Consider the following 26837-nt stretch of genomic DNA (forward strand, 5'->3'; position numbering starts at 1 on the left):
AAAATTTTTATCAAGTTTTATAAAAATATCCATTAAATAATTTTTATAAAAATACATAAGAATTTATTTATATAACAGGTCAATATTTTTTTTAATATTTGGTAATACATTAAACCACGAAAAACATGAATAGGCTGCTTGAGCCACTAACATACCTAAACCATCCGAAATATATTTACTACCCAAAGATTTACATAATAATAAAAATGGAGTTAATATACGTGTTTTTGAGTAAGATACGTCATAACATCTAGTATGAGGAAAAACTAAATTTTTTGGAAAATCAGGAGATTTATTATATAAACCACATGAAGTGACATTGATAATAAGGTCAAAATTATTTATACATGTATCAGTTGAAAATAAAGAAATATTTCCAAAAATTTTAAATCTATTGACTAATTTAACTGCTTTGCTAATTGTTCTATTTAACACACATACAGAGCATTTTTCTTGTAATAAATGATATATAATAGAATAAGCAGCTCCTCCAGAACCCAATAATAATATTTGAGATCGTTTTTTAATATATTGCAATCGCTTTAAATCAAAAATTAAACCTATTCCATCAGTATTATCACCTAAAATGTTATAATCTGACAATTTTATCAATGTATTAATGGAACCTGAAATTTTTGCTATTTTTGTATATTTATTTGGTATTATAAATGATTTTTTTTTAAACGGTACCGTAATATTACACCCCAAGCCTCCATTTCTTAAAAATTTTATTACTTTAGTAAAAAAATTTGATTTTGTACATAAAAAAGAGTTATAATTGTAATTAATATTTATTTCTTTAGAAAAATTACTATGTATTATAGGAGATAAAGAATGATCTACCGGATTACCAAATAAAGCAATATATTTTTTTTTTTTTATAAAATTTTCTATGTTCATGTCTGTTCCTAAAAAATAAGTAATAACTGTGATATCCATACAAATATATAAAAATCCATTAATATATTAATTAATATATAATATTATATATGTCAATACATAAAATTTTAAAATTTCCAGATTATCGTTTACGTTTAAAATCAAAACCAATAAAAAAAATCAATAAAAAAACAATAAAAATTATATACGATATGTTTGATACCATGTATGCTAATAACGGAATTGGATTAGCGGCACCACAAATTAATATATTAAAAAAAATTATAGTTATCAGTTCGCTTACATCCAATCAATCAGAATTGATTTTAATTAATCCTGTTATTTTAAAAAAAAATCAAGAATATATAAATACACAAGAAGGTTGTTTGTCTATACCTAACAAAACAGCCATTATTAACAGATCTAGTTATATAAAAATACAAGCTTTTAATCATCTTGGTAAATTATTCACACTAGAAGCGAGATCATTATTATCTATTTGTATTCAACATGAAATGGACCATCTAATCGGGAAATTATTTATAGACTATATACACTAATGTATTTTCTATCAAATAAATTATCGTATTTATTATATGTTAAAAAAAAAATTAAAAATTATTTTTGCAGGTAGCAATGAATTTTCATTAGCACACCTTCGTTCATTATTTTATTCTAAACACACCATTGCAGCAATAATCATTAAACTGGATAATATCTATTGTAAAAAAAAAGAAAATCGGTTTTCTCCTATTAAAAAATTTGCAATTCGGCATAATATCTCAATCTTACAAACAAATAATTTATATGAAAAAAAAATTTATTCATCGATTTTAAAAATATATGCAGATATATTAATCGTATCTTCTTACGGATCAATAATTCCAGATAAAATTTTGCAATTATTTACTTTTGGCGGTATTAATATACATGCTTCTTTATTACCTCGATGGAAAGGCGCTGCACCAATTCAATGGGCAATATTATCAGGAGATAAGTATACCGGAATTAGCGTAATAAAAATGAATTCTAAAATTGATTGCGGGAAAATCATTTATCAATTATCTTGTCCAATTAATATAACTGATAATGCAATAACATTATCCGCTAAATTAATTCCTATTTCATTACAGTGTATGTATCAATCATTAAATATAATTGCAGAATCTAATATAAAAAATTTACACAAAAATAAAAATGTTATAGAAACCATTGCTCCAAAAATAAAAAAAATAGATGCTAAAATAAACTGGTCATATCCAGTAATAAAAATAGACCGATTAATCAGAGCATTTATTATATGGCCATGTTGTTATTTTTTCATTAATAACTATTGTATAAAAATTAAAAAATCATCCATCATATCTTTTGAAAAAACAAATTTTAAAAATGGAGAAATTATTAACATTAGTAAAGAAGGAATAGCAGTTAATACTCAAAAAGGAGTATTAAATATAAAAAAAATACAAATACCTGGTAAAAAAACTCTGCATATTAAACAAATTTTAAATTCAAATAAAAAATTTTTTATTAAAAATACTATTTTAAAATAACAATTAAAATTAATTTATATAAAAATAAAAAATTTTTTAAATAACAAGAACGGCATAAAAATGCCGTTTTTATTAAACTAATATATATATAAAATACATTAAATTTTGGTTTAATAATTTTTATAAATTTCGGTCTACTAACTCTATATATGCAATTACAGCATTATCACCTTTTCTGAAACCACATTTTAAGATACGTAAATAACCGCCAGGTCGAGAATAAAAATGAGGTCCTAACTCACGAAATAATTTTTTTACTGTAAAAATATCACGAATACGAGAAAATATTAATCGACGATTAGAAATCGTATCATATTTCGATATTGTAATAATCGGTTCAACAAAACGACGTAATTCTTTAGCTTTTGGTAAAGTAGTTTTAATATGCTCATATCTAATTAATGAACATGTCATATTTTTTAACATAGATTCTAAATGACTACGTTTTCTATTTAATAATCGTCCTATTTTTCGATGTCTCATAATTTATATACCTTACTAAAAATATGTAAAAATTTTTACATTATGTATAAAATAATATTGTTAAAAATATTTAATCTTCAATAAGATTTTTAGGAGGCCAATTATCTAACTTCATACCTAATGACAAACCTCGAGCTGCTAATATATCTTTAATTTCAGTTAATGATTTTTTTCCTAAATTAGGAGTTTTTAATAATTCTACTTCAGTTTTTTGAACTAAATCACCAATATAATGAATACTTTCTGCTTTTAAACAATTAGCAGATCGTACTGTTAACTCTAAATCGTCTACGGGTCGTAATAAACTAGGCTCAAATTCAGGCTTTTCTTCTTTTATTTCCGGTTCACGTATCCCTCTTAAATCCACAAAAGATTCTAGTTGTTCTGCTAAAATGGTAGCTGCTTTTCTAATTGCTTCTTCTGGATCAATCGTTCCATTAGTTTCCATATCAATAATTAATTTATCTAAATCAGTTCTTTGTTCTACCCTAGCAGCTTCGACGTTATAGACTATACGTTCTATAGGACTGTATGATACATCTAAAAATAGTTTTCCAACAATACGATCAGTTTGCATCAAATCTTTTCTAGACTGCGCTGTAACATAACCTCTGCCTCGCATTATCTTGATACGCATATCGATATAAACATTTGGACAAGTAATATGACAAATTACATGATTTAAATTTACAATTTCTATAGAATAATCGCGATCAATATCCGCAGCAATAACTGGGCCAATACCACTTTTTTTTAAATGTAATATAATTTCATCTTTTCCAAATAATTTTACAGATAAACCCTTTAAATTCAATAATATATCTAATATATCTTCTTTTATACCCTCTTTATGCATATATTCATGCAAAATACCATTTATCTCAACTTCAGTAACAGCACATCCTGACATAGAAGATAATAAAATTCTTCTTAATGAATTACCTAACGTATATCCAAAACCACGTTCTAATGGTTCTAATGTAATTTTAGCATGTGTAGAACTAATATGTTCAATATTAACTAATCTAGGTTTTAAAAAATCTTCTACAAATTCTTGCATTCGTCTCCTCTCTAATAGAGTTCTATTTAGAATACAGTTCTACAATCAAATGTTCATTTATATCTGCAGATAAATCATTACGTTCAATAGAACGTATAAAAATACCTTCCATAATTTTATAATTTGTATCTAACCAACTAGAAGTTTCACGTTGTTTCATAATTTCAATAGAAGCCTGAATTCTTAATTGATTCTTAGATTTTTCACAAACAGATATTTTATCGTTTACAGAAACTTGAAAGGAAGGAATATTAACTATTCGATTATTTACGCAAATTGATTTATGATTAATTAATTGGCGTGATTCTAAACGAGTAGCACCAAAACCCATACGATAGACAATATTATCTAAACGATGCTCTAATAAAAATAATAAATTCTGACCCGTGTTACCTTTTAATTTAGAAGCTTTTTTATAATAATTATGAAACTGTCGCTCTAATATTCCATACAAACGTCGTAATTTTTGTTTTTCCCGTAGTTGTTTAGCATATTCAGATAAACGTAGTTTACGTGATCCATGTTGTCCAGGAGCTTGGTCAATATTACATTTCGATTCAATAGAACGTACGCCTGATTTTAAAAATAAATCTGATCCTTCTCGTCTACTTAATTTTAATTTAGGACCCAAATATTTTGCCATGTATATTATTTTCCTGTTAATTATATATAAAACAACTAAACTCTACGTTTTTTCGGAGGTCGACATCCATTATGAGGAATTGGTGTCACATCAGTAATATTAGTAATACGAAAACCAGAAGCGTTTAACGCTCGAATAGTAGATTCACGACCTGGACCCGGACCCTTTACCATAATTTCTAAATTTTTTATTCCGTAGTCCTTAACACGATCTGCGCATTTTTCCGCAGCTACTTGTGCTGCAAAAGGAGTTGATTTTCTAGAACCTCTAAAACCAGAACCACCAGAAGTTGCCCAACCCAATGTATTACCTTGACGATCAGTAATTGTAACAATTGTATTATTAAATGACGCATGAATATGCGCAATACCATCTAAAATTTGTTTTTTAATACGTTTCTTAGAAGGACTTGTTTTTTTTTTCAACATAATCAATTATTTTCCTAATTATCTACTTTTTATTAACTTTCTCGGTCCTTTGCATGTACGAGCATTAGTTTTAGTTCTTTGTCCACGTACCGGAAGATGTTTTCTGTGACGTAATCCTCTATAACAACCAATATCCATTAATCTTTTAATATTAATAGTTTTTTCTCTACGCAAATCTCCCTCTACAATTAATTTTGATATTATCAAACGTAACTTTTCAATTTGTTGTTCATTTAATTTATTTACTTTAATATCATATTGAATCTTTACATCATTACAAATTTTTTTAGACGAAGATAATCCAATACCATAAATTTCTGTCAATGCTATTAATATGTGTTTATAATCAGGAATATTTATTCCAGCAATTCTCGCCATAAATATTTCTCCATATATATCAAATACAATTCAATTATTAATAATAATAAAAATATTTTCTTTATTTATAAAGAAATTGTTTATATCCATGATATGTTAATATTGTTAATATTGTTGATATTAACCCTGTCTTTGTTTATGTTTAGGGTCATTACTGCAAATGACGCGAATCACATTTTTTCGGCGTATAATTTTACAACTACGACATAATTTTTTAACTGATGCGCGAACTTTCATAAATTCTCCAAAAAATAAAAATATATACTTTTTTTTTAATTTTTTAAATATAAGTTTGCTTTTTTTAATATTTTTTTATATTGAGTAGACATCATTAATGTTTGTATTTGTATAATAAATTCCATAAGAACTACTACCACAATTAATAAAGAAGTACCACCAAAATAAAATGGCACCTTAAACCATTCGCGCATAATATCTGGAACTAAACATATAAATACAGTGTACACAGAACCAATTGTAGTTAATTTTAAAACAATTTTTTTAATATATTGTTCTGTACGTATACCTGGCCGTATTCCAGGCAAAAAAGCACCAGATTTTTTTAAATTTGTAGCTGTATCTCGTACATTGAACATAATATTAGTATAAAAAAAACAAAAAAATACTATTAATATAATATTTATTATTACATAAATACTATGATTAAATTTAAAAAAATCAAAAAATTTTATTAAGTAAATAAAATTACCAAATATATAACGACAATAAGTTACAATAATCGATGCAAATAAAATTAAACTAGACGAAAAAATTACAGGGACCACTCCAGCCATATTAATTTTTAAGGGTAAAAAACTATGATGTGATGCATATATACGTCGACCTTGTTGACGACGAGCATAACATACAGTAATTTTACGTTGACTTTTTTCTAAAAAAACTACTATAAAAATAGCAACAAACATTATTAATGAAATAAAAATCATATATAAAATACTAAAATGATTAATATGCATAACTGAAATTGTTTGTTTGATAGAAACAGGTAAAGTAGCTACTATTCCAAAAAAAATAATTAAAGAAGTGCCGTTACCTAAACCCTTTTCTGTAATAAATTCTCCTAACCACATTAAAAATATAGTTCCAGTTACTAAACTAATAACTGCAATTACATAAAAATAAAAATCTGTAAATATAAAAATATTCTGCATACCGGGAATAAATGGTAATCCAACAATAACACTAATAGATTGAATTATTGATAATAATAAAGTCAAATATTTGGTATATTGATTAATTTTTTTATTTCCTGCTTCTCCTTCTTTTTTTAAATTACGTAAATGTGAAAAAATTAATGTTAATAGCTGTATTATAATAGAAGAAGAAATATAAGGCATAACCCCTAACGTAAATACCGAAACACGATTTAATGATCCTCCAGAAAAAATATTAAACATTGTTAATAAAGAACTATTTTGGTGAATTAAAAATTGTTCTAAAACTTTTATATTAATACCAGGAATAGGAATAAAAGAACCTATACGAAATATTATAATAGCTATAAAAACAAACCATATTCTTTTTTTTAAATTATATAATGTAGACATAATATATTTTCTATTAATAAACAATTATTTAAATAAAATAATAATATATTTAATTTTGAATAGTACCTCCAACTGATTCAATACAAAAACGAGCTCCTTGTGTTACGGTAATTCCGGAAACTACTATCGGTTTATTGATTATTCCTGCTTTAATAATTTTAACATATTTAATATGTTTTTTAATTAAATTTACTTGTTTTAAAACAGCAAGGTTTATCTTATCAAATTGAGATAATTGATTTAATTCAAATAATCGAATTTCATCCACAAAATTTTTTTTATTAGAAGTAAAACCAAATTTCGGTAATCTTCGATATAGCGGCGTTTGACCTCCTTCAAAACTATTACGAATTTTTCCTCCAGATCTAGATTTTTGACCTTTATGACCTCTTCCTCCTGTTTTACCTAATCCCGATCCAATACCTCTACATACACGTTTTCTTTTTTTTTTTATACATACCGAATTTGATAATAAATTTAAATACATAATTTATTCCTTTAACTAAAAGTTACCATATAAAAAACTTTTTTTATCATACCTCGAACAGCAGAAGTATCTTCTCGTTCTACAATATCACCGATATGACGTAAACCTAATCCTTTCATAGTAGATATATGTTTTGGTAAACGACCAATTTGACTTTTTATTTGTTTGATAGAAATTTTTTTCATAAATTAATTCACCATTTATTTTAAAATTTAATAATAGATTTACCAAGTTTTTTGGCAATCATATCTGGCGATCGAACTTTTTTTAAACCATTAATAGTCGCCCGAACTACATTAATTGGATTAGTAGATCCATATATTTTAGCTAAAATATTTTGAATACCAATAACTTCTAATACAGATCTCATAGCTCCTCCAGCAATAATTCCAGTACCTTCCGATGCCGGTTTCATAAATATATTAGATCCTGTATGAGAACCATGTACAGAATGTTGAATAGTTTTATGGAATAACGGAATTAAAATCATATTTTTTCTTGCTTGTTCCATAGCTTTTTGAATCGCTGAGGGGACTTCGCGCGCTTTTCCGTAACCAAATCCAACTTTTCCATTACCATCCCCCACTACTGTTAATGCAGTAAAAGAAAAAATTCTTCCACCTTTAACTGTTTTTGATACACGATTTACGGAAATTAATTTTTCTTGTAATTCTACAGATAATTTTTTATCAGAATTCATATATATCTCCATTTTAAAAAACTAAACCAGATATACGAGCTGATTCAGCTAATTCTTTAATTCGACCATGATATTTAAAACCAGAACGATCAAAAAAAACAGTTGTTATTTTTTTTTTTAACGCTCGTTGCGCAATTAATTGGCCGATTATTTTTGCAGAACATTTATTACCAGTATAAATATCATTAATATTTAATTTTTTAAATTCTAAAGTAGAAGCGCATACTAATACTTTCGCTGTATTACGAGAAATAATTTGAGCATAAACATGTCTAGATGTACGATGTACAACTAATCGAAAAATACGATGACTACAAACATTTTTACGTATTTTGGTATAACGCCGAATACGAGAATTTTTTTTATTTAATTGTCCTTTCATACTACTTTTTTTTCGCCTCCTTAATGCGCACAACTTCATTTAAATAACGAATACCTTTACCTTTATATGGTTCAGGAATACGATAAGATCGTATATTAGCAGCTACTTGTCCAACAAGTTGTTTGTCTATTCCTGTTAAAACAATCTCATTTTGAGGTAATAATATTACTTTTATTGTATTAGGAATTTTATAAATAATAGGATGCGAAAATCCTAAATATAATTTTAAAATATTAGTGTTTTCCATTATAACACGATAACCAATACCAATTAAATTTAATTGTTTTTTAAATCCAACTGTAACACCTACAATCATAGTATAAACTAAAGAACGATAAGTACCAGCTTGCATCCAACCATATGATTCAGATAAATGATCATGTGAAAAAAATAAAGAATTATTTTTTCTAGTAATTTTAATACATTTATGTATTTTACGTGTTAAAGAACCTAACGGACCATTAATAATGACTTCTAATTTAGATAAAAAAAACGTTACATTTTCGGGAATTGTAATAGATGATTTAGCAATACGAGACATTTTTATATTCCTTCATTCTAATAAAACAAATAATATTAATCCACATAACATATAACTTCTCCACCTAATCCTTTTTGTCGCGCAATTCGATCCGTCATAATTCCTCTTGATGTAGAAATAATAGCAATACCTAAATTATTCATAACAACAGGTAATTTATACTTTTTACAATACTTACGCAAACCTGGACGACTGACTCGAGAAATATGTTCAATAACTGATTTACCATTAAAATATTTTAAAAAAATTTTTAACTGTATAATCTTTATATTTTGAATTTTATAACTACCAATATATCCTTCATATTTTAAAACTTTTATAATATTTTCTTTCATTTTAGAAAAAGGAACTACTACAAAAATTTTATTTGCATTTTGACCGTTACGAATACAAGTTAACATATCTGCTATAGGATCCTGCATACTCATAAAATATACCTTATATATTAAAATTAAATTAATTAAAAATATTGTAACAGTTTACCAACTCGCCTTAGTTAAACCCGGAATTTCTCCTCTCATGGCAGCTTCACGTAATTTCATACGACTTAATCCAAATTTACGCAAAAAAGCATGTGGACGTCCAGTTTGTCGACAACGATTACGTTGTCGAGATGGACTAGAGTCTCGAGGTAAAGTTTGTAATTTTAGCATAGCATTCCAACGATCTTTATCTAAAGATGTTTTAGATTTTATAATTTTTTTTAATTGAGATCGTATTGTACGATATTTTAATGCTAATTTAATTCTCTTAATTTCTCGTTCTTTCATAGATTGCTTAGCCATATAATTCACCATTATAATTTTATTTTTGGAAAGGAAAGTTAAACGCAACTAAAAGAGATTCACACTCTTGATCTGATCGAGCATTAGTAGTAATAGTAATATCCATACCTCGAACAGAATCAATTTTTTCATAATTAATTTCTGGAAAAATAATTTGTTCACGAATACCCAGGCTATAATTACCTCTTCCATCAAATGATTTACGGGACATACCTCTAAAATCACGTATACGCGGTATTGCAATAGTAATAAGTTTATCGAAAAAATCCCATTTCCTCCTACCTCTTAAAGTAACTTTACATCCAATAGGATATCCCTTCCGAATCTTAAAAGTTGCAATAGATTTTTTAGCAACAGTAATAACTGGTTTTTGACCAGAAATTTGAGTTAAATCATTTATCGCATATTCCAATATTTTTTTATCTATAACTGACTTTCCTACACCCATATTTAAAGTAATTTTTGTTATTTGAGGAACAGCCATTATAGTAGAATAATTAAATTCATTCATTAACTTAGGAATAACATAAGTAATATAATAACGATGTAATCTAGACATAAAATCACCTTTTTTATTTTAATAATTCTTCTTGAGTAGATTTATATCTACGTTTTTTTTTACCTGAAATCCAAACAAATTCTACTTTATCTGCTTCATTAGTTTTTTTATTAAAAATTGATACATTAGATATATGAATAGGTGATTCCTGTAAAATAATTCCGCCCATTTGCTGTCTTTCTGGAATTGCCTTTTGATGTTTTTTTACTATATTAATTCCTTGTACAATTAACATACTATTCTTACGATATATTTTTTTTACTATACCAACTTTACCTTTATCTCGTCCGGTTAATATTATTACTACATCATTTAAATGTATTTTTGCAGCCATAATTTTATTTTCCTTTTTATAATACTTCTGGAGCTAAAGAAATAATTTTCATAAAAGATTCTGTTCTTAATTCTCGTGTAACCGGACCAAATATACGAGTTCCAATAGGTTGTCCGGTAGTATCATTTAGAATAACACATGCATTGTTGTCAAAACGAATCATAGATCCATCTACTCTACGAATTCCTTTTTTCGTACGAACAATAACAGCCTTCATAACATCACCTTTTTTTACTTTACTACGAGGAATTGCTTCTTTTATTGCTATTTTTATAGTATCTCCGATATTAGCGTATCGTCGACGAGAACCACCTAATACCTTTATACACATTACTAAACGTGCACCAGAATTATCAGCTACATGTAAAATAGTCTGTACTTGAATCATACATATATCCTTATAATGTTAAATTTATAAAATAAATTAATAATAAATTAAAAATACATATGTTAAAATAACAGAATAGAAGACATGAAACTATTTGTATACAATTCTCATGCCTCCTTATTTTTAAAAATAAAAAATTTTAAATTATTGATTTTTCTATAACACGTAATAAAGTCCAAGATTTAGTTTTGGATATTGGTCGACATTCACATATTTCAACTAAATCTCCAATATTACAAATATCTTTTTCATCATGTATACATAATTTTGTTCTTTTATTAATAAACTTACCGTACATAATATGTTTTACTCTACGATCTATAGTAACAATAGCAGATTTTTGCATCTTATTACTAGTAACATAACCCTGTAAAATATTTTTTTTTTCATTCATAATTAATTATTTGTCCAATTCATTAACAAAGTTTTTATACGCGCAATCTTCCTTCTTATCTTCCTTATCAAATGTGTCTTTTTTAATTTTCCAGATGATAACTGAAGACGAACATTAAATTGTTCTTGTAATAATTCCAATAATTTTTTTTTTAAATCTTGTTTATTAATATTATATTGTGTAATATTATGCATAATTATATTACCGTTTTAGCAACAAAAATAGTTTTAATAGGTAATTTAGATGAAGCTAGTTTAAACACAGATCGAGATTCTTCTTCTGATATACCTTTAATTTCATATAATATTTTACCAGGCTGCACTAGTGCTACCCAGTATTCAACATTTCCTTTACCTTTACCCATACGTACTTCTAAAGGTTTTTGTGTAATAGGTTTATCTGGAAAAACACGAATCCACATTTTACCTTGGCGTTTTACAGATCTTGTAATTGTTCTGCGAGCAGATTCAATTTGTCGAGACGTTAATCTACCTCGATCAATAGCTTTTAAACCATACGTTCCAAAGTTAATTTTATTATCTACAGACAAACCTCTATTTTTTCCTTTATGCATTTTACGAAATTTTGTACGTTTTGGTTGCAACATATAAACTAATCTCCATAACATTTATCTACGATATTTTCGAGAAAATTTTTTTATTGGGCTAATTTGTTTTTTATCTTTTTTATGATTTGCAATCATACCATCCAATATTTCACCTTTAAAAATCCATACTTTTACACCAATTACTCCATACGTAGTATGTGCTTCTGAAGTACTATATTCAATATCCGCTCTTAACGTATGTAAAGGCACTCTTCCCTCTCTATACCATTCCCTACGTGCAATTTCTACACCCCCTAACCGTCCGCTGATTTCAACCTTAATACCTTTTGCTCCTTGACGAATAGCGTTTTGTACAGAACGTTTCATAGCTCGACGAAACATTATTCGTCTTTCTAGTTGCGAAGCAATATTATCAGCTACTAATTTAGCATCTAGTTCTGGTTTTCTAATTTCCGAAATATTAATTTGAGCTGGTACACTAGTTAATTTAGAAATTTCAACACGTAATTTTTCAACATCTTCTCCTTTTTTACCAATCACTATACCAGGCCTGGCTGTATATATCGTTAATTTAATACTTTTTGACAAACGTTCAATAATAATTTTTGATATCGAAGCTGTTATTAATTTTTTCATTATAAAACTACGAACTTTAAAATCATTATCTATATAGTCAGGAAATTCTTTTTTACTAGCAAACCAAATAGAATTCCAAGATCTAATAATACCTAAACGCATACCATTAGGATGTACTTTTTGACCCATTATGATTCTCCAGAATGTGCAATATCAGATAAAATTATTGTCATGTGACTTGTTCGCTTTAAAATTCGATCTGCCCTACCTTTTGCTCGAGGCATCATACGCTTTAAACTGCTGCCACTGTCAACAAAAATTTTTGAAATAATTAATATTTTTATGTTACAACCATAATTATGTTCAGCATTAGAAATAGCAGACTGTAATAATTTTTTTATTAAAAATGCTGATTTTTTATTTAAATTTGACAAAATATGTAATGCTGATAATGCATTTTTACCGCGAATAATATCAGCAACAAGACGAATTTTTTGAGCAGAAGAACGAATTTGATTATACTTAGCTAATATATTCATATATATATTCTTTATAATTTATTTAATTGGTTTTTTAATTTTTTTATCTGCAGTATGACCTCTATAAGTTCTCGTAATAGAAAACTCTCCCAATTTATGACCAACCATTTCTTCTGTGATAAATACAGGCACATGCTGGCGTCCATTATGAACTAATATCGTTAAACCAATCATATTTGGAAAAATAGTAGATCTTCGAGACCATGTACGAACTGGTTTTTTTATTTTTTCTCTTAATATTTTTTGAATCTTGTTTAGTAAGTGAACATCAATAAAAGGCCCTTTTCTAAGAGAACGCGGCATATATTACCCCATATAATTATTTTTTTCTGTGACGTATAATAAATCTTTCAGTTCTTTTATTTTTTCTAGTTTTTTTACCTTTCGTTTTTAAACCCCACGGACTAACAGGATGCTTACCAAAATTTCTACCCTCACCACCTCCATGCGGATGATCAACTGGATTCATTGCTGTACCACGTACTGTAGGCCTTATGCCGAGTCGACGATTAGCTCCCGCTTTTCCTAAAACGCGCAACATATGTTCTGCATTTCCAACCTCACCTATAGTAGCACGACATTCTACATGAATTTTTCTTAATTCTCCTGACCGTAAACGAATAACAACATATTGATCTTCTTTTGATATCAATTGCGCATAACTACCTGCAGACCTAGCAATCTGACCTCCTTTACCAATTTTTATTTCAATATTATGTATAATCGTTCCGATTGGAATATTTTTTAATGGCAAGACATTACCTATTTTAATTAAAGCTGAATTTCCAGATTCTACTACATCACCTACTTTAATACCTTTAGGTTCTAAAATATAACTTCTACTACCATCACGATATAATATTAATGCTATATTAGATGATCGATTCGGATCATATTCGATTCTCTGAACAACTGCTTTAACATTATCTTTACATCGTTTAAAATCAATACAACGATATAATTTCTTATGCCCGCCACCTATATGACGTGTAGTAATACGACCGTAATTATTTCTACCTCCTGTTTTATTTTTTTTTTGTAATAAAGGAGCATAAGGTCTTCCTTTGTATAAATTAGGATGAACAACTTTTATTACATGACGCCTACCAGGCGATGTTGGTTTGCATTTTACAATTGCCACAAAAAACTCCTTGTTATATTTATTTAGAATGACCTAAAAACTCCAAATTTTGACCTGGCCGTAAAATTATATATGCTTTTTTCCAATCTCTACGCTTAAAGATTTTATTTTTTTGTCGTTTTTTTTTACCTTTAACAATTAACGTATTAATTTTATATACCTGAACATTAAAGAGTTTTTCAATAGCTGATTTAATTTCAAATTTAGTAGAGTTTTTTAATACTTTTACAACTACAGTGCTATTTTTTTGCATATTATCTGATGTTTTATCAGATACGTGTGGTGCTAATATTACTTTTAATAATCTTTCCGTAAGAATCATTAAAACATGTCCTCAATTTTTTTAATTGCTGATACCGTTACTACAACATTATCATATGATATCAAACTAACGGGATTAATAGAATTTACACTAAGAACACAAACATGGTATAAATTTCTAGACGCATAAAATAAATTACGACTAATATTATCAGTAATAATTAAAACACGTTTAAAATTCATAGATTGTACTTTTTTAAATAATAATTTTGTTTTAGGATTCTTAACATCGAAATCTTTAAATAAAAATAAACGATTTTGCCGAATTAATTCCGAAAAAATACTTTTTATAGCTCCTTTATACATTTTTTTATTTATCTTAAAAATATATTTTTTAGGCTTTGCCGCAAATGATACACCTCCTGATCGCCAAATAGGACTTCTTAATGATCCTGAACGAGCTCTACCTGTCCCTTTTTGTCGCCACGGTTTTTTTCCCGATCCAGATACTTCTGATCTACTCTTTTGAGCTTTACTACCCTGTCTTTGACGAGCCAAGTATGCTACTGCAATTTGATGAACAAGCGGTTCATTAAACGCAACATTAAAAATGTTTTCAGGTAGTATATATCGCTTGCCCGTATCATGAAATATTACTTCCATATTTTCATACTCCTTTATTGTCCTTTAACAGAAGGATTTAATACTACATCTCCACCAATAGAACCGGGAACAGAACCCTTAATTAAGATTATTTTTTTAATATTATCTATTTTTATAACTCGTAAATTTTGAATAGTAATACGTACATTACCTAAATGACCAGACATTTTTTTACCTTTAAAAACATGACCAGGAGTTTGATTTTGACCAATAGATCCGGGTACACGATGAGATAAAGAATTACCGTGAGTAGCATCTTGCATCCTAAAGTTCCAACGCTTAACTGTACCAGCAAAACCTTTTCCTTTAGTAACACCAGTAATATCTACTTTTTTAATATGATTAAATGAATTAATCGTTATTATTTGACCACATTTAAACTGTGATAATGTTTTACATCTAAACTCCCATAAACCTCTACCAACAGGAGCATTATGTTTAATAAAATGACCTCGTTCTGGTTTTAAAATACTATTTTTCTTTTTTGTTCCCGTAGTAACTTGAATAGATTCATAGTAATCAGTTTTTAATGATTTAATTTGTACTACAACATTATCTAGTACCTCAATAACAGTCACAGGAATAGATGAATTATCATCCGCAAAAATACGTGTCATTCCTAATTTTTTACCTACTAAACCTATCATGGCCGAATTGCCCTTATTAATTAACACTGAATGTTTATAATAATTTTAATTTAACCTAAACTAATTTGAACATCAACACCGGCAGCAAGATCTAAACGCATTAATGCATCAACGGTTTTTTCTGTTGGTTGCACAATATCAATCAATCGTTTGTGAGTTCTAATTTCATATTGATCGCGAGCATCTTTATTAACATGCGGTGATATTAAAACAGTAAATCGTTCTTTACGAGTAGGTAGAGGTATTGGGCCTAATACTTTAGCTCCAGTACGTTTTGCTGTATCTACAATTTCTGCAGTAGATTGATCAATTAAACGGTAATCAAATGCTTTTAAACGAATACGAATTCTTTGATTCTGCATAAATACAGAACTCCTTATTTAAATAAAACCTACTCTTATTAATTTAATGGAATAAAATTAATATCTTGATAATTATATTGTTATATAAAATATAATTAATCTATAACATATAAATTATGTCAAGAAAAGAGATCAAACTCTATTCTTGACAAAATGTCAAAATATTGATATATAATAAAATTTATACCAAAATTATGCAATCACTTTTGTAACTACACCAGCCCCAACTGTCCGTCCTCCTTCTCTAATAGCAAAACGTAATCCTTCAGCCATTGCAATTGGATGTATTAAATTAACAACCATTTTTATATTATCTCCAGGCATCACCATTTCTACATTTTCAGGTAATTCAATAGAACCTGTAACATCAGTGGTACGAAAATAAAATTGAGGACGATATCCTTTAAAAAACGGAGTATGTCTTCCACCTTCTTCTTTTGATAAAACATATACTTCAGATTCAAATTTTAAATGAGGATGAATAGTGCCAGGTTTTGCAAGAACTTGGCCGCGTTCAATGTCATCACGTTTTGTACCTCTTAATAAAATTCCTACATTTTCTCCAGCACGACCTTCGTCTAATAACTTACGAAACATCTCAACTCCTGTACATATTGTTTTAGTAGTAGATTTAATTCCAACAATTTCAATTTCTTCACCTACTTTAATAATACCTCGTTCAATACGTCCAGTTACTACTGTACCTCTTCCAGAAATAGAAAAAACATCTTCTATGGGTAACAAAAAAGGTTCGTCAATTGCTCTAACTGGTACAGGAATATATGTATCTAGATAATTTGCTAACTCAATAATTTTATCCTCCCAAATCTTTTCACCCTCTAAAGCTTTTAACGCTGATCCGCGAACTATTGGAATATCATCTCCAGGAAAATCATATTGTGTCAATAAATCACGAACTTCCATTTCTACTAATTCTAATAATTCTTCATCATCTACCATATCACATTTATTTAAAAAAACGATGATGTGAGGTACACCCACTTGTCTACCTAACAAAATATGTTCTCTAGTTTGAGGCATAGGACCATCAGTTGCCGCTACTACCAATATTGCTCCATCCATTTGAGCAGCACCAGTAATCATGTTTTTTATATAATCTGCGTGACCGGGACAATCTACATGAGCATAATGGCGAATTTTAGTATCATATTCAACATGTGATGTATTAATAGTAATTCCTCTAGCTTTTTCTTCAGGAGCATTATCAATCTGATCAAAAGCACAAGCTGTCCCGCCAAATCGATTAGATAAAACAGTAGTAATTGCGGCAGTTAAAGTAGTCTTACCGTGGTCTACATGTCCAATAGTTCCTACATTAATATGAGGCTTAGAACGATTAAATTTTTCTTTTGACATTGTTTGATCCTTAATTATTTAAATTATGTTTATAAAAATATTAAAAATTATCAGTATAATTGATACAAATTAAATTTGTCGATTCGAAATAATTGAATCGCAAATGGTATGAGGCGCTTCTGTATATTTCATAAATTCCATAGAATAAGAAGCTCTACCCTGTGTTTGAGACCGTAAATCAGTTGCATAACCAAACATTTCTGATAACGGAATATACGCCTTAATATTTTTACCGCCAATAGCATCGTCACCCATTCCTTCAATAATTCCGCGTCGTCGATTAATATCTCCAATTACATCACCCATATATTCTTCCGGAGTTTCTACTTCTACTTGCATAATGGGCTCTAATAAAATCGGATTAGCTTGCTTAAACGCTAATTTAAATGCATAAGAAGCCGCTAATTTAAAAGCTAATTCAGAAGAATCAACATCGTGATATGAACCATCATGTAAACGAACCCCAATATCTACAACAGGATATCCAGCTAAAGGACCTGATTTTAACTGTTCTTGAATACCTTTATCAATCGCAGAAATATATTCTCCTGGAATTACACCACCTTTAATATCATTTATAAAAGAATATCCGGAATTATTGGATTGTAAAGGAAAAATATCAATTACAACATGTCCATACTGACCTCTTCCTCCTGATTGTTTTATATGTTTACCAGCAACATCAAATACTTTTTTTAAAATCGTTTCACGATATGCAACTTGTGGTTTTCCTATATTAGCATCTACTTTAAATTCACGTTTCATACGATCAATAATAATTTCTAGATGCAATTCTCCCATTCCAGCTACAATAGTCTGGTTAGATTCTTGATCTGTCCATACGCGAAAAGAAGGATCTTCTTTAGCTAATCTATTTAACGCTAATCCCATTTTTTCTTGATCTACTTTTGTTTTGGGTTCTACAGCAATTGAAATGACTGGTTCCGGAAAATCCATTTTTTCTAAAACAGTAGGATACTTTACATCACACAATGTATCTCCGGTCGTAACATTTTTTAAACCTATAGCTGCAGCAATATCTCCTGCTCGTACCTCTTTAATTTCCTCACGTTTATTTGCGTGCATTTGAACAATTCGACCAAACCGTTCAGTATGATTTTTTACAGAATTTAAAACTACATCTCCAGACCGAACAACCCCTGAGTAGACACGAAAAAAAGTTAAATTTCCAACAAAAGCATCAGACGCAATTTTAAAAGCTAAAGCAGAAAAAGGTTGTGTATCATCAGATCTACGACTACTATTGACATGGTCATTATCTTTTATAAATTCTTCAGTATTATCAATATCTTGAGGTGAAGGTAAATAATCGATAATTGCATCTAATAATGCTTGTACGCCTTTATTTTTAAAAGCTGATCCGCATGTTATTAATGTAATCTCATTCTTTAAAGCTCTAATTCTTAATCCTTTTTTAATATCTTTTTCTTGTAAATACTCGTTTTGTAAATATTTTTCCATCAACTCATCATTCGCTTCAGCTGCAATCTCTATTAAATTCATGTGCCATTTTTTAGAAACAGACGCTAATTCTTCCGGAATATCTAAATACTTAAAAGTTATACCTTGATCTTTTTCAGACCATTTAATTGCTTTCATTTTCACTAAGTCAACAACACCTTGAAAATTTTCTTCTGCACCAACAGCCAATTGAATAGGAACTGCTATAGTATTTAATCGTATATGAATTTGATCTACTACTTTTAAAAAATCAGCACCCATTCGATCCATTTTATTTACAAAAGCAATCCTGGGTACCTTATATTTATTAGCTTGTCTCCACACAGTTTCTGATTGAGGTTGAACACCACCAACTGCACAATAAATCATTACAACTCCATCTAATATTCTCATTGATCTTTCTACTTCAATAGTAAAGTCAACATGTCCGGGAGTATCAATAATATTAATTCTATGCGCTAAAAATTGATTAGCCATACCTGCCCAAAAAGTAGTAGTTGCTGCTGAAGTAATAGTAATGCCACGCTCTTGTTCTTGTACCATCCAATCCATTGTAGCAGCACCATCATGAACTTCACCAATTTTATGATTAATTCCAGTATAGAATAATATACGTTCTGTGGTGGTTGTTTTACCAGCGTCAATGTGTGCACTGATACCGATATTTCGATATCGAGTAATCGGTGTTATACGTACCATAAAAATCCTCGTATTATTATAATTCTACCGTAAATAAATAAAATTTATTTACAGATAAAAAATTATTTATGCAAGATAAAATTACCAACGATAGTGCGCAAAGGCTTTGTTAGCATCAGCCATTTTATGAACTTCTTCACGTTTTCGTACAGCTAAACCTTTATTTTCTATAGCATCCAATAATTCATTTGATAATCGAACTGACATCGATTTATCTATACGTTTACGAGCAGCAGCTACAATCCAGCGCATTGCTAAAGCATTTTTTCTTGTCGGACGAACTTCTATAGGTACTTGATAAGTTGATCCCCCAACACGACGCGATTTTACTTCTACAGAAGGTTTAACATTATCTAATGCAAGTATAAAAATATCTAATTCTTTTTTTTTTAATTTTTTGGATAAAACTGATAGAGCAGAATAAACAATATTTTCTGCAATAGATTTTTTACCATTAATCATTAATATATTAATAAATTTAGCTAATAATTCTGAAGAAAATTTAGGATCAGGTAAAATTTTACGTTGACCTATTATACGGCGACGAGGCATAATTAAGTTCCTTTATATTATTTATACTTTTAATTTTTTAACACCATATTTTGATCGACTTTTTCTTCGGTCTTTAACACCAGAACAATCTAAAGATCCTCTTACAACATGATATCGAACACCGGGTAAATCCTTTACTCTACCTCCGCGAATTAAAATAACAGAATGTTCTTGTAAATTATGACCTTCTCCTCCAATATATGCTGTAACTTCATAACCATTAGTTAGTCGAACACGGCATACTTTTCTTAGAGCAGAATTTGGTTTTTTTGGGGTTGTAGTATATACTCGTATACATACACCCCTTTTTTGGGGACAACCTGACAATGCAGGTACATTAGTTTTTACTAATTTTCTTAGTCTAGGATGACGAACTAATTGATTGATTGTAGACATATGTTCTCCAAAATATTTTATGTTAATAATAATATTATATGTATAATATTAAATTAAAAATCAAAAATTACTTAACATACATTTATATTCATTTTATGAATAATCAATAAATTACCAAGTCATATTTGTATTATGACCGGCAGTTAAATAAACAAAATTTTGATAATTTGACATAATTAAATGATTTTTTTTAGCTATTTCTAATAATCCTCTTGCCGATAAATCATCTTTTAAAAAATAGACTAAATTAAAATTATTATATATTTTTTTATAATAAAAATTATTTATTACACTTAGTAATACACCATCTTGAATACAAATTAAATCATCAAATATTGAACTAAATGACAATAAAGAAGATACAGATATGTTGTACGGAGAATTTAATAAAATATGCAACATAATTATAATTTCTACCATTTAAAAATAAAATTAAATTGATTAATTTTCCTTTTAATACGAGTACTATTTAAAAATTTTACTGGTAATAAAAAATTATCACGATCTTTTAAACCACGTTGATACGCTGATTTTTTGCAAAAAAAAAATCTGTTATTTCATATAATAATAAAATTTTAAACGAAAGAGAATAATTATGTAAACAAATTAACTCTGGTTTTTGATGTCGCATTAACTGTAAAACACCATCATTAATAAAAAAAAGAGAAATTTTCTTATAAAATAAAGAACAAGAAATAATAAAATCTAGTCCTTCTTTACTACAAGTATCTCCGTGTGGAGAATGAGAAAAAATAAAAGCAATTGATTTCATAAAATTAATTTTTAATATTGTTATTAGAATTGTATAATACGATCACAATCATGCATTGAGTACGATAATTCACTTAAAGTCATCCATTGAAACGAAGAAGAAAAATTCTCCTTAATCTTTTCAGCGTCACTAACAAATTCATTCAGTAAAATTCCTCTCCTATAAGCAGAACTAGGACATACACATAATGGAATTTTATATTTTTTTTTTAAATTTATCCATCCCTGTAATATATTAAATTCATGTTCTGGAGGATACATCATACAATTAGCGTTATATACGCCTGAAGCATAAAAAAAAACTTTTTTGATACAAAAATTTAATAAAATAATTGATTTAATAAATAAAAAAGCAGTTATAGCATTTTGAGTTCCATAAGGTAAACCAGTTACAAGAATAATATAACTCATATTTTAACCGTAAAAAATAAATTCTAGCCTAATAAATATTATATTTATTTCTAATAATTATTAAAATAAATAATTTATTAATATTAATAGAATAAATATCTTATAATTTTTTATCAAACGTCTATAAATGTTAAAGAAAATAATAATATTTTTTACTTTTCAATATATTTAAATATAAAAGTATATTATACTTTAAAAAATAACTAAATATTATAATTATTTTATATATTTATTTAAATATTTTATTTATAAATCTAATACTTGTAAAACACTAAATAAATTTTTTTTACTATAAATTAACGATTTTTTTGCACCAAATTTAAGAATATCAATTAAATAGTTTTCGTCTTCTCGAAACTTAAAATACAACTTTTGTATTTTTGAAATTGTATCACATACAATATCCGATAATTGTTTTTTAAAATCAAAATATCGATAATTTTTAAATTCATATTCAAGTGCAGAAATATTTTGTTGTGTTAAAAAAGATAAAATTGATAACAAATTAGAAATTCCGGGTTTATCATAAATATTATATTTTATACGAGATAAAGGATCTGAATCAGTCAATGACTGTAATAACTTTAATCGTATTACATCAAGATTATCCAATAAAAAAATTGTATTATTTTTATTGTTATCTGATTTGGACATTTTTTTTGTTGGTTCTTGTAAAGCCATAATTTTACATTCTCGTGATGTAATTAAAATATCCGGAATAATAAAAACATCTCCATATATAGAATTAAAACGACGAGCAATTTTTTTAACTAATTCAACATGCTGTTTTTGATCTGAACCAACAGAAACATAATTTGTTTGGTATAATAAAATATCTGCAGCCATTAGTACAGGATAACAAAACAACGATAAATTAATATTTTTTTTATACGTGGATATTTTTTTTTTAAATTGCGTCATACGTGATAATTCACCAAAATATACAAAATTACTTAAAATCCAATATAACTGACTATGTGTATAAACATGAGACTGTACAAAAATTATACTATCGTATGGACTAACCCCGCAAGCCAAATAGAGCGCTACCATATCTAGTATATTAGCTGAAAAATTATATTTTATTGAATGATCATAGCTCCTGGTAGTTAAAGCATGCAAATCAGCAATACAAAAAAAACATTGATACTTTTTTTGTATAATTTTCCAGTTACACATAGTTCCACAATAATTACCAAGAGTAAGTAATCCTGTTGGTTGAATTCCTGTAAACATTACATCTTGCTTTTTAACATTCAACATGTGTTGATAATCCTTAAAAATTATATTTTTATATACAAACTATGCTTACTTAAATAAATTATTACGAATTTATATTAAACAACAATATCTTTAAAATCTTGTATAGCCTGTAAATAATTCTGAGAATGGAAAAGAGCAGACCCAATCACTATATAGTCGGCACCTGACTGAATTATCTGAACAATATTTGATAAATTAATACCTCCATCAACCGATAATATAACGCTCTTTTTATTTTTATCAATTAAATATCGTACCTGTTGAATTTTTTTTAAAATATACGGTAAAAATGTTTGACCGCCAAAACCCGGATTTACTGTCATAATTAAAATTAAATCTACATCACCCATTATATAATCCAAATAATGTAAAGAAGTAGCAGGATTTAAAGCTATACCAACTCCACAGCCAATTTTTTTAATTAATTGTATCGTTTTATCTAAATGAATAGTAGATTCTGGATGAACAGTAATAAATTTGACATTTAAATCATAAAATAACGGAATTAAAGAGTCTACAGGAGAAGCCATTAAATGTACATCAAATAAAACTTGAATTTTATTCTTTTTAATTGACTCTAATATCATAGGACCCATAGTTAAATTAGGAACATAATGGTTATCCATCACATCGAAATGAATTAAATTACATCCAGCATGCATCATAGTCTTTATTTCACGCCCTAAATGACAAAAATTTGCAGATAAAATAGACGGAACAATTAAAAACTTTTTCATGAATTTCCTCAACTACAATAAATATATTTTATATAATAAAATAATTATTTTTTATAAATACTATTAAATTAATTTAATTCTCAATACCATATACATCTATAAAATTAATTAAATTAAAATTTATATATTTGTTCCTGACAATTACGAATAGAATTTAACAAAACAGACTCCTTTACAGATGAAACCAATTTCACTTTTCCAATATCTACCGGGACAACTAATCTCATTATTTTATTTAAAACTTTTTTATCACGTAACATTAATAAAATATAATCATCTGGCAACATTTTTTTAGGCCCTTTAATTGGTAATCCGATATTATATAAAATTTTTACTATTCTAAAAAAATTACACTCATGCAATAAATTTAATTGAACAGACAAATAAGAAGCCATAATAATGCCAACAGATACCGCATAACCATGTAACCACTTTCCATATCCGGTGTACGTTTCAATAGCATGAGCAAAGCTATGTCCTAAATTTAAAAAAATTCGTATATTATTTTCTTTTTCATCATTTTGAATGACACGAGCCTTAAGTTCACAACATTTTTTTATACAAAATAGTAATTCCTTTTCCTGTAAACTTAATATTTTTAGTAAATTTTCTTCTAACCAAATAAAAAATTTTTTATCAAAAATAATAGCATATTTAATAATTTCAGCCATTCCAGAAATAATATGTTCTCGCGGTAATGTGAATAAAAAATTTATATCAATAAAAACACCATTAGGTTGCCAAAAAGAACCTATCATGTTTTTTCCTAATTTGTGATTTACACCTGTTTTTCCACCTATAGACGCGTCTACTTGTGCCAATAAAGTAGTTGGAATCTGAAAAAAATTAACGCCTCGCTGATATATTGAAGCAACAAAACCGGTTATATCTCCAATAACACCTCCTCCTAATGCAATTAATGTAACATCACGACCATATGATTTTTCTAATAAAAAATGTATTATACTTTCTACTACTTGTAAATTTTTATAAGATTCTCCATCCTTAATAGTAAAAAACGGTATATTTTTTATAATTTTGTTAATATAAGTATATTTTTTTTTTGCAATAATACTTCTAACTGTATCATTTGTAATGATAACGCTATTCTTATTATTTAAAATAATAGTAGGTATAGATAAATTTGATGAAAATTTATTATAAATATGTATATCATAGCTACTATGATCTAAACTAACACTAATTTTGTATACCATAATTGTTTAACTCGCATGTTATTAAAATACAATTTAACTAAAATATTAATTAACATTATTACTAATATGATAAAAATATCGTATAATGCTAGATGTAATTAACGATATACTTTGATTTTGTGTGTCAACTATAAAATCAGAAATATTCTGATATATTGGATCTCGTATTTTTGATAATAATCTCAATATTTTTTCATTTTTACTATGAACATGCGATAACAATGGTCTTTTTTTATCTAAACGTGTTCTAATTAATTGCTCTTCCACTGTTGTTCGAAGATATATAACAATTCCTCTAGAAATTAAACAATTTCTTGATTTTATAGAAATTATTGATCCACCGCCTGTAGACAATATTATACCTGTTTTATTAGTTAATTCATTAATAATTTTTTCTTCTCGTATACGAAATTCGGATTCACCTTCTACATCAAAAACCCAAGCTATGTCTACTCCTGTTCTTCTTTCAATTTCAACATCAGAATCATAAAATTTCATATTCAAAACACGAGATAAATGACGACCAATAGTACTTTTACCTGCTCCCATAGGACCAACTAAAAAAATATTTTTTTTCTTATATTCATCCATACAAACTCCTAAAATAGGATTTAATTATCAAACAAATTATTTATAATATTATAAACTTATATATAAAAATAAAATCAATGATAATATAGAAGTATAAAATATATAATATATGTCATGACATATTCTTAAATTAACAAAAAAACTTGATTTACGAAATACTTTTTTATATCATAAGTAAAATAATAAAATTATTACTATGATATCCTAAAAGGTGAGGTGTCCGAGAGGTTTAAGGAGCATGCTTGGAAAGCATGTATATGGTAAAACGTATCAAGGGTTCGAATCCCTTTCTCACCATACAAAATCTACTAAATTATATCTTTTAGTCTATTATTTATTTTAATAAAAATATTATCATTAATAATACGAATGTTGACCCGAAATATGATTAGTTACATCTTCTATTCTAGAAATTTCAGGAAAATATTTAATTAATTCTTTCTCTATACCAACTTGTACAGTAGTATTTATCATAGAACATCCATTACAACCTCCTAAAAATTTTAAAAATACTACTCCTAATTTATTTACTTTAATTAAAGTAACAGAACCGCCATGTAATGATAATTTCGGGTTAATGTGAGTATACAAAAAATTTTTTATCTTACACTCTAATTGAGAAAATTTTTTTGATTTTTTTAATAACTTTGCATTTGGAGCATTTAAAGTAATTTGCGAATTTAAATTATTTTTAATAAGATCTATTTTAGAATTTTTTAAAAATGGTTTTAAATATTTACGAAAATAAATCTTAAACTTAACATAAGAAATTTTTTTATCTTTAGTGGTGTCAATATCTTGGTAATCACAATACGACATTCCACATTCAGCATACATAGTACCAGGAGAGTTTATAAAAATTCTAATATTTGTTCCTTTGCTTTGTTTAGATAGTAAACTAGCTATATATTGTTCAGCCAAATCAGAAATTGTAATCATAGAATTGTTCTACATAATATATTATTGTATAATATTAAAAATAAATATTTAAATATCATTAATAAATAAAATTACTACTAAAA

The 26837-nt window shown here is 27.3% G+C and carries 43 protein-coding genes and 1 tRNA gene; 3 read left to right on the forward strand and 41 right to left on the reverse strand.

The genetic code is table 11. The features are described from left to right. Positions 1-63: 63 nt before the first annotated feature. Positions 64-939, reverse strand: coding sequence for a shikimate dehydrogenase (gene aroE, locus BUCIKOCA2762_RS01605; RefSeq protein WP_154028774.1), 876 nt, complete (start codon positions 937-939; stop codon positions 64-66). A 50-nt stretch (positions 940-989) separates the two neighbouring features. Between aroE and def the strand changes: the two genes are divergently transcribed. Together def and fmt are read left to right on the forward strand one after the other, a co-directional pair. Further along, the gene (gene def, locus BUCIKOCA2762_RS01610; RefSeq protein WP_154028776.1) at positions 990-1439 is read left to right on the forward strand and encodes a peptide deformylase; all 450 of its coding nucleotides are present in this window, start codon (positions 990-992) and stop codon (positions 1437-1439) included. Positions 1440-1475: 36 nt separating this feature from the next. Further along, positions 1476-2432, forward strand: a complete 957-nt coding sequence (gene fmt / locus BUCIKOCA2762_RS01615; RefSeq protein ID WP_154028778.1) for a methionyl-tRNA formyltransferase — start codon at positions 1476-1478, stop codon at positions 2430-2432. 120 nt (positions 2433-2552) lie between these two features. Here fmt and rplQ read toward each other — a convergent pair whose 3' ends face one another. The 39 genes from rplQ to aroK form a co-directional block, all read right to left on the reverse strand. Continuing rightward, positions 2553-2915 carry a 50S ribosomal protein L17 gene (gene rplQ, locus BUCIKOCA2762_RS01620; protein WP_154028780.1) on the reverse strand — a complete coding sequence of 121 codons (363 nt, stop codon included), beginning with the start codon at positions 2913-2915 and terminating at the stop codon, positions 2553-2555. Positions 2916-2985: 70 nt separating this feature from the next. Further along, the gene (locus BUCIKOCA2762_RS01625; protein ID WP_154028782.1) at positions 2986-3975 is read right to left on the reverse strand and encodes a DNA-directed RNA polymerase subunit alpha; all 990 of its coding nucleotides are present in this window, start codon (positions 3973-3975) and stop codon (positions 2986-2988) included. 22 nt (positions 3976-3997) lie between these two features. Beyond that, positions 3998-4618, reverse strand: a complete 621-nt coding sequence (gene rpsD / locus BUCIKOCA2762_RS01630) for a 30S ribosomal protein S4 (RefSeq protein WP_154028784.1) — start codon at positions 4616-4618, stop codon at positions 3998-4000. Positions 4619-4653: 35 nt separating this feature from the next. Further along, the gene (rpsK, locus tag BUCIKOCA2762_RS01635) at positions 4654-5046 is read right to left on the reverse strand and encodes a 30S ribosomal protein S11 (protein ID WP_154028786.1); all 393 of its coding nucleotides are present in this window, start codon (positions 5044-5046) and stop codon (positions 4654-4656) included. Between the two features lie 18 nt (positions 5047-5064). Beyond that, positions 5065-5424 (reverse strand): 30S ribosomal protein S13, encoded by a 360-nt coding sequence (gene rpsM, locus BUCIKOCA2762_RS01640; protein WP_154028788.1) that lies wholly within the window; start codon positions 5422-5424, stop codon positions 5065-5067. A 120-nt stretch (positions 5425-5544) separates the two neighbouring features. Further along, entirely contained in the window at positions 5545-5661 is a 117-nt protein-coding gene (gene rpmJ / locus BUCIKOCA2762_RS01645) for a 50S ribosomal protein L36 (protein ID WP_154027627.1), read from the reverse strand. A gap of 35 nt (positions 5662-5696) precedes the next feature. Further along, complete coding sequence (gene secY, locus BUCIKOCA2762_RS01650) at positions 5697-6992, reverse strand: preprotein translocase subunit SecY (RefSeq protein ID WP_154028790.1); 1296 nt, start codon at positions 6990-6992, stop codon at positions 5697-5699. Between the two features lie 49 nt (positions 6993-7041). Further along, positions 7042-7479 (reverse strand): 50S ribosomal protein L15, encoded by a 438-nt coding sequence (gene rplO, locus BUCIKOCA2762_RS01655; protein ID WP_154028792.1) that lies wholly within the window; start codon positions 7477-7479, stop codon positions 7042-7044. 11 nt (positions 7480-7490) lie between these two features. Next, positions 7491-7664: a 50S ribosomal protein L30 gene (gene rpmD / locus BUCIKOCA2762_RS01660; protein ID WP_154028794.1), complete on the reverse strand. Its 174-nt coding sequence runs from the start codon at positions 7662-7664 to the stop codon at positions 7491-7493. 20 nt (positions 7665-7684) lie between these two features. Continuing rightward, positions 7685-8179, reverse strand: coding sequence for a 30S ribosomal protein S5 (gene rpsE / locus BUCIKOCA2762_RS01665; protein ID WP_154028796.1), 495 nt, complete (start codon positions 8177-8179; stop codon positions 7685-7687). Positions 8180-8192: 13 nt separating this feature from the next. Then, entirely contained in the window at positions 8193-8561 is a 369-nt protein-coding gene (rplR, locus tag BUCIKOCA2762_RS01670) for a 50S ribosomal protein L18 (RefSeq protein ID WP_154028798.1), read from the reverse strand. Position 8562: 1 nt separating this feature from the next. Continuing rightward, complete coding sequence (gene rplF, locus BUCIKOCA2762_RS01675; protein ID WP_154028800.1) at positions 8563-9102, reverse strand: 50S ribosomal protein L6; 540 nt, start codon at positions 9100-9102, stop codon at positions 8563-8565. A 35-nt stretch (positions 9103-9137) separates the two neighbouring features. Beyond that, positions 9138-9530, reverse strand: coding sequence for a 30S ribosomal protein S8 (rpsH, locus tag BUCIKOCA2762_RS01680; RefSeq protein WP_154028802.1), 393 nt, complete (start codon positions 9528-9530; stop codon positions 9138-9140). Between the two features lie 51 nt (positions 9531-9581). After that, the gene (gene rpsN / locus BUCIKOCA2762_RS01685; protein ID WP_154028804.1) at positions 9582-9887 is read right to left on the reverse strand and encodes a 30S ribosomal protein S14; all 306 of its coding nucleotides are present in this window, start codon (positions 9885-9887) and stop codon (positions 9582-9584) included. Positions 9888-9906: 19 nt separating this feature from the next. Beyond that, positions 9907-10446: a 50S ribosomal protein L5 gene (rplE, locus tag BUCIKOCA2762_RS01690; protein WP_154028806.1), complete on the reverse strand. Its 540-nt coding sequence runs from the start codon at positions 10444-10446 to the stop codon at positions 9907-9909. Positions 10447-10459: 13 nt separating this feature from the next. Next, the gene (gene rplX / locus BUCIKOCA2762_RS01695) at positions 10460-10780 is read right to left on the reverse strand and encodes a 50S ribosomal protein L24 (protein WP_154028808.1); all 321 of its coding nucleotides are present in this window, start codon (positions 10778-10780) and stop codon (positions 10460-10462) included. A 16-nt stretch (positions 10781-10796) separates the two neighbouring features. After that, positions 10797-11168: a 50S ribosomal protein L14 gene (gene rplN / locus BUCIKOCA2762_RS01700; RefSeq protein ID WP_154028810.1), complete on the reverse strand. Its 372-nt coding sequence runs from the start codon at positions 11166-11168 to the stop codon at positions 10797-10799. A 139-nt stretch (positions 11169-11307) separates the two neighbouring features. Then, positions 11308-11562, reverse strand: a complete 255-nt coding sequence (gene rpsQ, locus BUCIKOCA2762_RS01705; protein WP_154028812.1) for a 30S ribosomal protein S17 — start codon at positions 11560-11562, stop codon at positions 11308-11310. Between the two features lie 2 nt (positions 11563-11564). Further along, positions 11565-11756, reverse strand: coding sequence for a 50S ribosomal protein L29 (rpmC, locus tag BUCIKOCA2762_RS01710; RefSeq protein ID WP_154028814.1), 192 nt, complete (start codon positions 11754-11756; stop codon positions 11565-11567). 2 nt (positions 11757-11758) lie between these two features. Next, on the reverse strand, positions 11759-12169 hold the full coding sequence (gene rplP / locus BUCIKOCA2762_RS01715; protein ID WP_154028816.1) for a 50S ribosomal protein L16: 411 nt from the start codon (positions 12167-12169) through the stop codon (positions 11759-11761). Between the two features lie 21 nt (positions 12170-12190). Beyond that, entirely contained in the window at positions 12191-12895 is a 705-nt protein-coding gene (rpsC, locus tag BUCIKOCA2762_RS01720; protein ID WP_154028818.1) for a 30S ribosomal protein S3, read from the reverse strand. Continuing rightward, positions 12895-13245, reverse strand: a complete 351-nt coding sequence (gene rplV / locus BUCIKOCA2762_RS01725; protein ID WP_154028820.1) for a 50S ribosomal protein L22 — start codon at positions 13243-13245, stop codon at positions 12895-12897. The genes rpsC and rplV overlap by 1 nt, the downstream gene beginning before the upstream one ends. Positions 13246-13263: 18 nt before the next feature. After that, positions 13264-13548: a 30S ribosomal protein S19 gene (gene rpsS, locus BUCIKOCA2762_RS01730; protein WP_154028822.1), complete on the reverse strand. Its 285-nt coding sequence runs from the start codon at positions 13546-13548 to the stop codon at positions 13264-13266. 16 nt (positions 13549-13564) lie between these two features. Beyond that, entirely contained in the window at positions 13565-14386 is an 822-nt protein-coding gene (gene rplB, locus BUCIKOCA2762_RS01735; protein WP_154028824.1) for a 50S ribosomal protein L2, read from the reverse strand. 19 nt (positions 14387-14405) lie between these two features. After that, on the reverse strand, positions 14406-14708 hold the full coding sequence (rplW, locus tag BUCIKOCA2762_RS01740) for a 50S ribosomal protein L23 (protein WP_154028826.1): 303 nt from the start codon (positions 14706-14708) through the stop codon (positions 14406-14408). Continuing rightward, on the reverse strand, positions 14708-15310 hold the full coding sequence (gene rplD, locus BUCIKOCA2762_RS01745; protein WP_154028828.1) for a 50S ribosomal protein L4: 603 nt from the start codon (positions 15308-15310) through the stop codon (positions 14708-14710). The genes rplW and rplD overlap by 1 nt, the downstream gene beginning before the upstream one ends. Before the next feature lie 14 nt (positions 15311-15324). After that, entirely contained in the window at positions 15325-15957 is a 633-nt protein-coding gene (gene rplC / locus BUCIKOCA2762_RS01750; RefSeq protein WP_154028830.1) for a 50S ribosomal protein L3, read from the reverse strand. A gap of 50 nt (positions 15958-16007) precedes the next feature. After that, the gene (gene rpsJ, locus BUCIKOCA2762_RS01755) at positions 16008-16319 is read right to left on the reverse strand and encodes a 30S ribosomal protein S10 (protein WP_154028832.1); all 312 of its coding nucleotides are present in this window, start codon (positions 16317-16319) and stop codon (positions 16008-16010) included. Between the two features lie 192 nt (positions 16320-16511). Further along, positions 16512-17696 (reverse strand): elongation factor Tu, encoded by a 1185-nt coding sequence (gene tuf, locus BUCIKOCA2762_RS01760; RefSeq protein WP_154028834.1) that lies wholly within the window; start codon positions 17694-17696, stop codon positions 16512-16514. A gap of 69 nt (positions 17697-17765) precedes the next feature. Then, the gene (gene fusA / locus BUCIKOCA2762_RS01765; protein WP_154028836.1) at positions 17766-19877 is read right to left on the reverse strand and encodes an elongation factor G; all 2112 of its coding nucleotides are present in this window, start codon (positions 19875-19877) and stop codon (positions 17766-17768) included. Positions 19878-19958: 81 nt separating this feature from the next. Beyond that, positions 19959-20429 (reverse strand): 30S ribosomal protein S7, encoded by a 471-nt coding sequence (gene rpsG, locus BUCIKOCA2762_RS01770; protein WP_154028838.1) that lies wholly within the window; start codon positions 20427-20429, stop codon positions 19959-19961. Positions 20430-20450: 21 nt separating this feature from the next. Further along, positions 20451-20825, reverse strand: a complete 375-nt coding sequence (gene rpsL, locus BUCIKOCA2762_RS01775) for a 30S ribosomal protein S12 (RefSeq protein ID WP_154028840.1) — start codon at positions 20823-20825, stop codon at positions 20451-20453. Positions 20826-20936: 111 nt separating this feature from the next. After that, positions 20937-21227: a sulfurtransferase complex subunit TusB gene (tusB, locus tag BUCIKOCA2762_RS01780; protein ID WP_154028842.1), complete on the reverse strand. Its 291-nt coding sequence runs from the start codon at positions 21225-21227 to the stop codon at positions 20937-20939. Between the two features lie 106 nt (positions 21228-21333). Further along, a complete protein-coding gene (tusC, locus tag BUCIKOCA2762_RS01785) occupies positions 21334-21597 on the reverse strand; it encodes a sulfurtransferase complex subunit TusC (protein WP_232036831.1) in 264 nt (87 codons plus the stop codon). 23 nt (positions 21598-21620) lie between these two features. Continuing rightward, on the reverse strand, positions 21621-22007 hold the full coding sequence (gene tusD / locus BUCIKOCA2762_RS01790; protein ID WP_154028844.1) for a sulfurtransferase complex subunit TusD: 387 nt from the start codon (positions 22005-22007) through the stop codon (positions 21621-21623). Between the two features lie 246 nt (positions 22008-22253). Continuing rightward, a complete protein-coding gene (gene trpS / locus BUCIKOCA2762_RS01795) occupies positions 22254-23270 on the reverse strand; it encodes a tryptophan--tRNA ligase (RefSeq protein ID WP_154028846.1) in 1017 nt (338 codons plus the stop codon). A 74-nt stretch (positions 23271-23344) separates the two neighbouring features. Continuing rightward, the gene (gene rpe, locus BUCIKOCA2762_RS01800; RefSeq protein WP_154028849.1) at positions 23345-24007 is read right to left on the reverse strand and encodes a ribulose-phosphate 3-epimerase; all 663 of its coding nucleotides are present in this window, start codon (positions 24005-24007) and stop codon (positions 23345-23347) included. Positions 24008-24120: 113 nt separating this feature from the next. After that, positions 24121-25224 (reverse strand): 3-dehydroquinate synthase, encoded by a 1104-nt coding sequence (gene aroB / locus BUCIKOCA2762_RS01805; protein ID WP_154028851.1) that lies wholly within the window; start codon positions 25222-25224, stop codon positions 24121-24123. Positions 25225-25269: 45 nt separating this feature from the next. After that, positions 25270-25815, reverse strand: coding sequence for a shikimate kinase AroK (gene aroK, locus BUCIKOCA2762_RS01810; RefSeq protein WP_154028853.1), 546 nt, complete (start codon positions 25813-25815; stop codon positions 25270-25272). A gap of 210 nt (positions 25816-26025) precedes the next feature. Between aroK and BUCIKOCA2762_RS01815 the strand changes: the two genes are divergently transcribed. Then, positions 26026-26112: transfer RNA gene (locus tag BUCIKOCA2762_RS01815), tRNA-Ser, on the forward strand. A gap of 60 nt (positions 26113-26172) precedes the next feature. On the opposite strand, the gene BUCIKOCA2762_RS01820 is transcribed toward BUCIKOCA2762_RS01815, so the two are convergent. After that, positions 26173-26754 (reverse strand): NfuA family Fe-S biogenesis protein, encoded by a 582-nt coding sequence (locus BUCIKOCA2762_RS01820; RefSeq protein ID WP_154028855.1) that lies wholly within the window; start codon positions 26752-26754, stop codon positions 26173-26175. Positions 26755-26837: the final 83 nt, after the last annotated feature.

This window comes from Buchnera aphidicola (Cinara kochiana kochiana), assembly GCF_900698905.1.
Lineage (GTDB): Bacteria > Pseudomonadota > Gammaproteobacteria > Enterobacterales > Enterobacteriaceae > Buchnera_F > Buchnera_F aphidicola_W.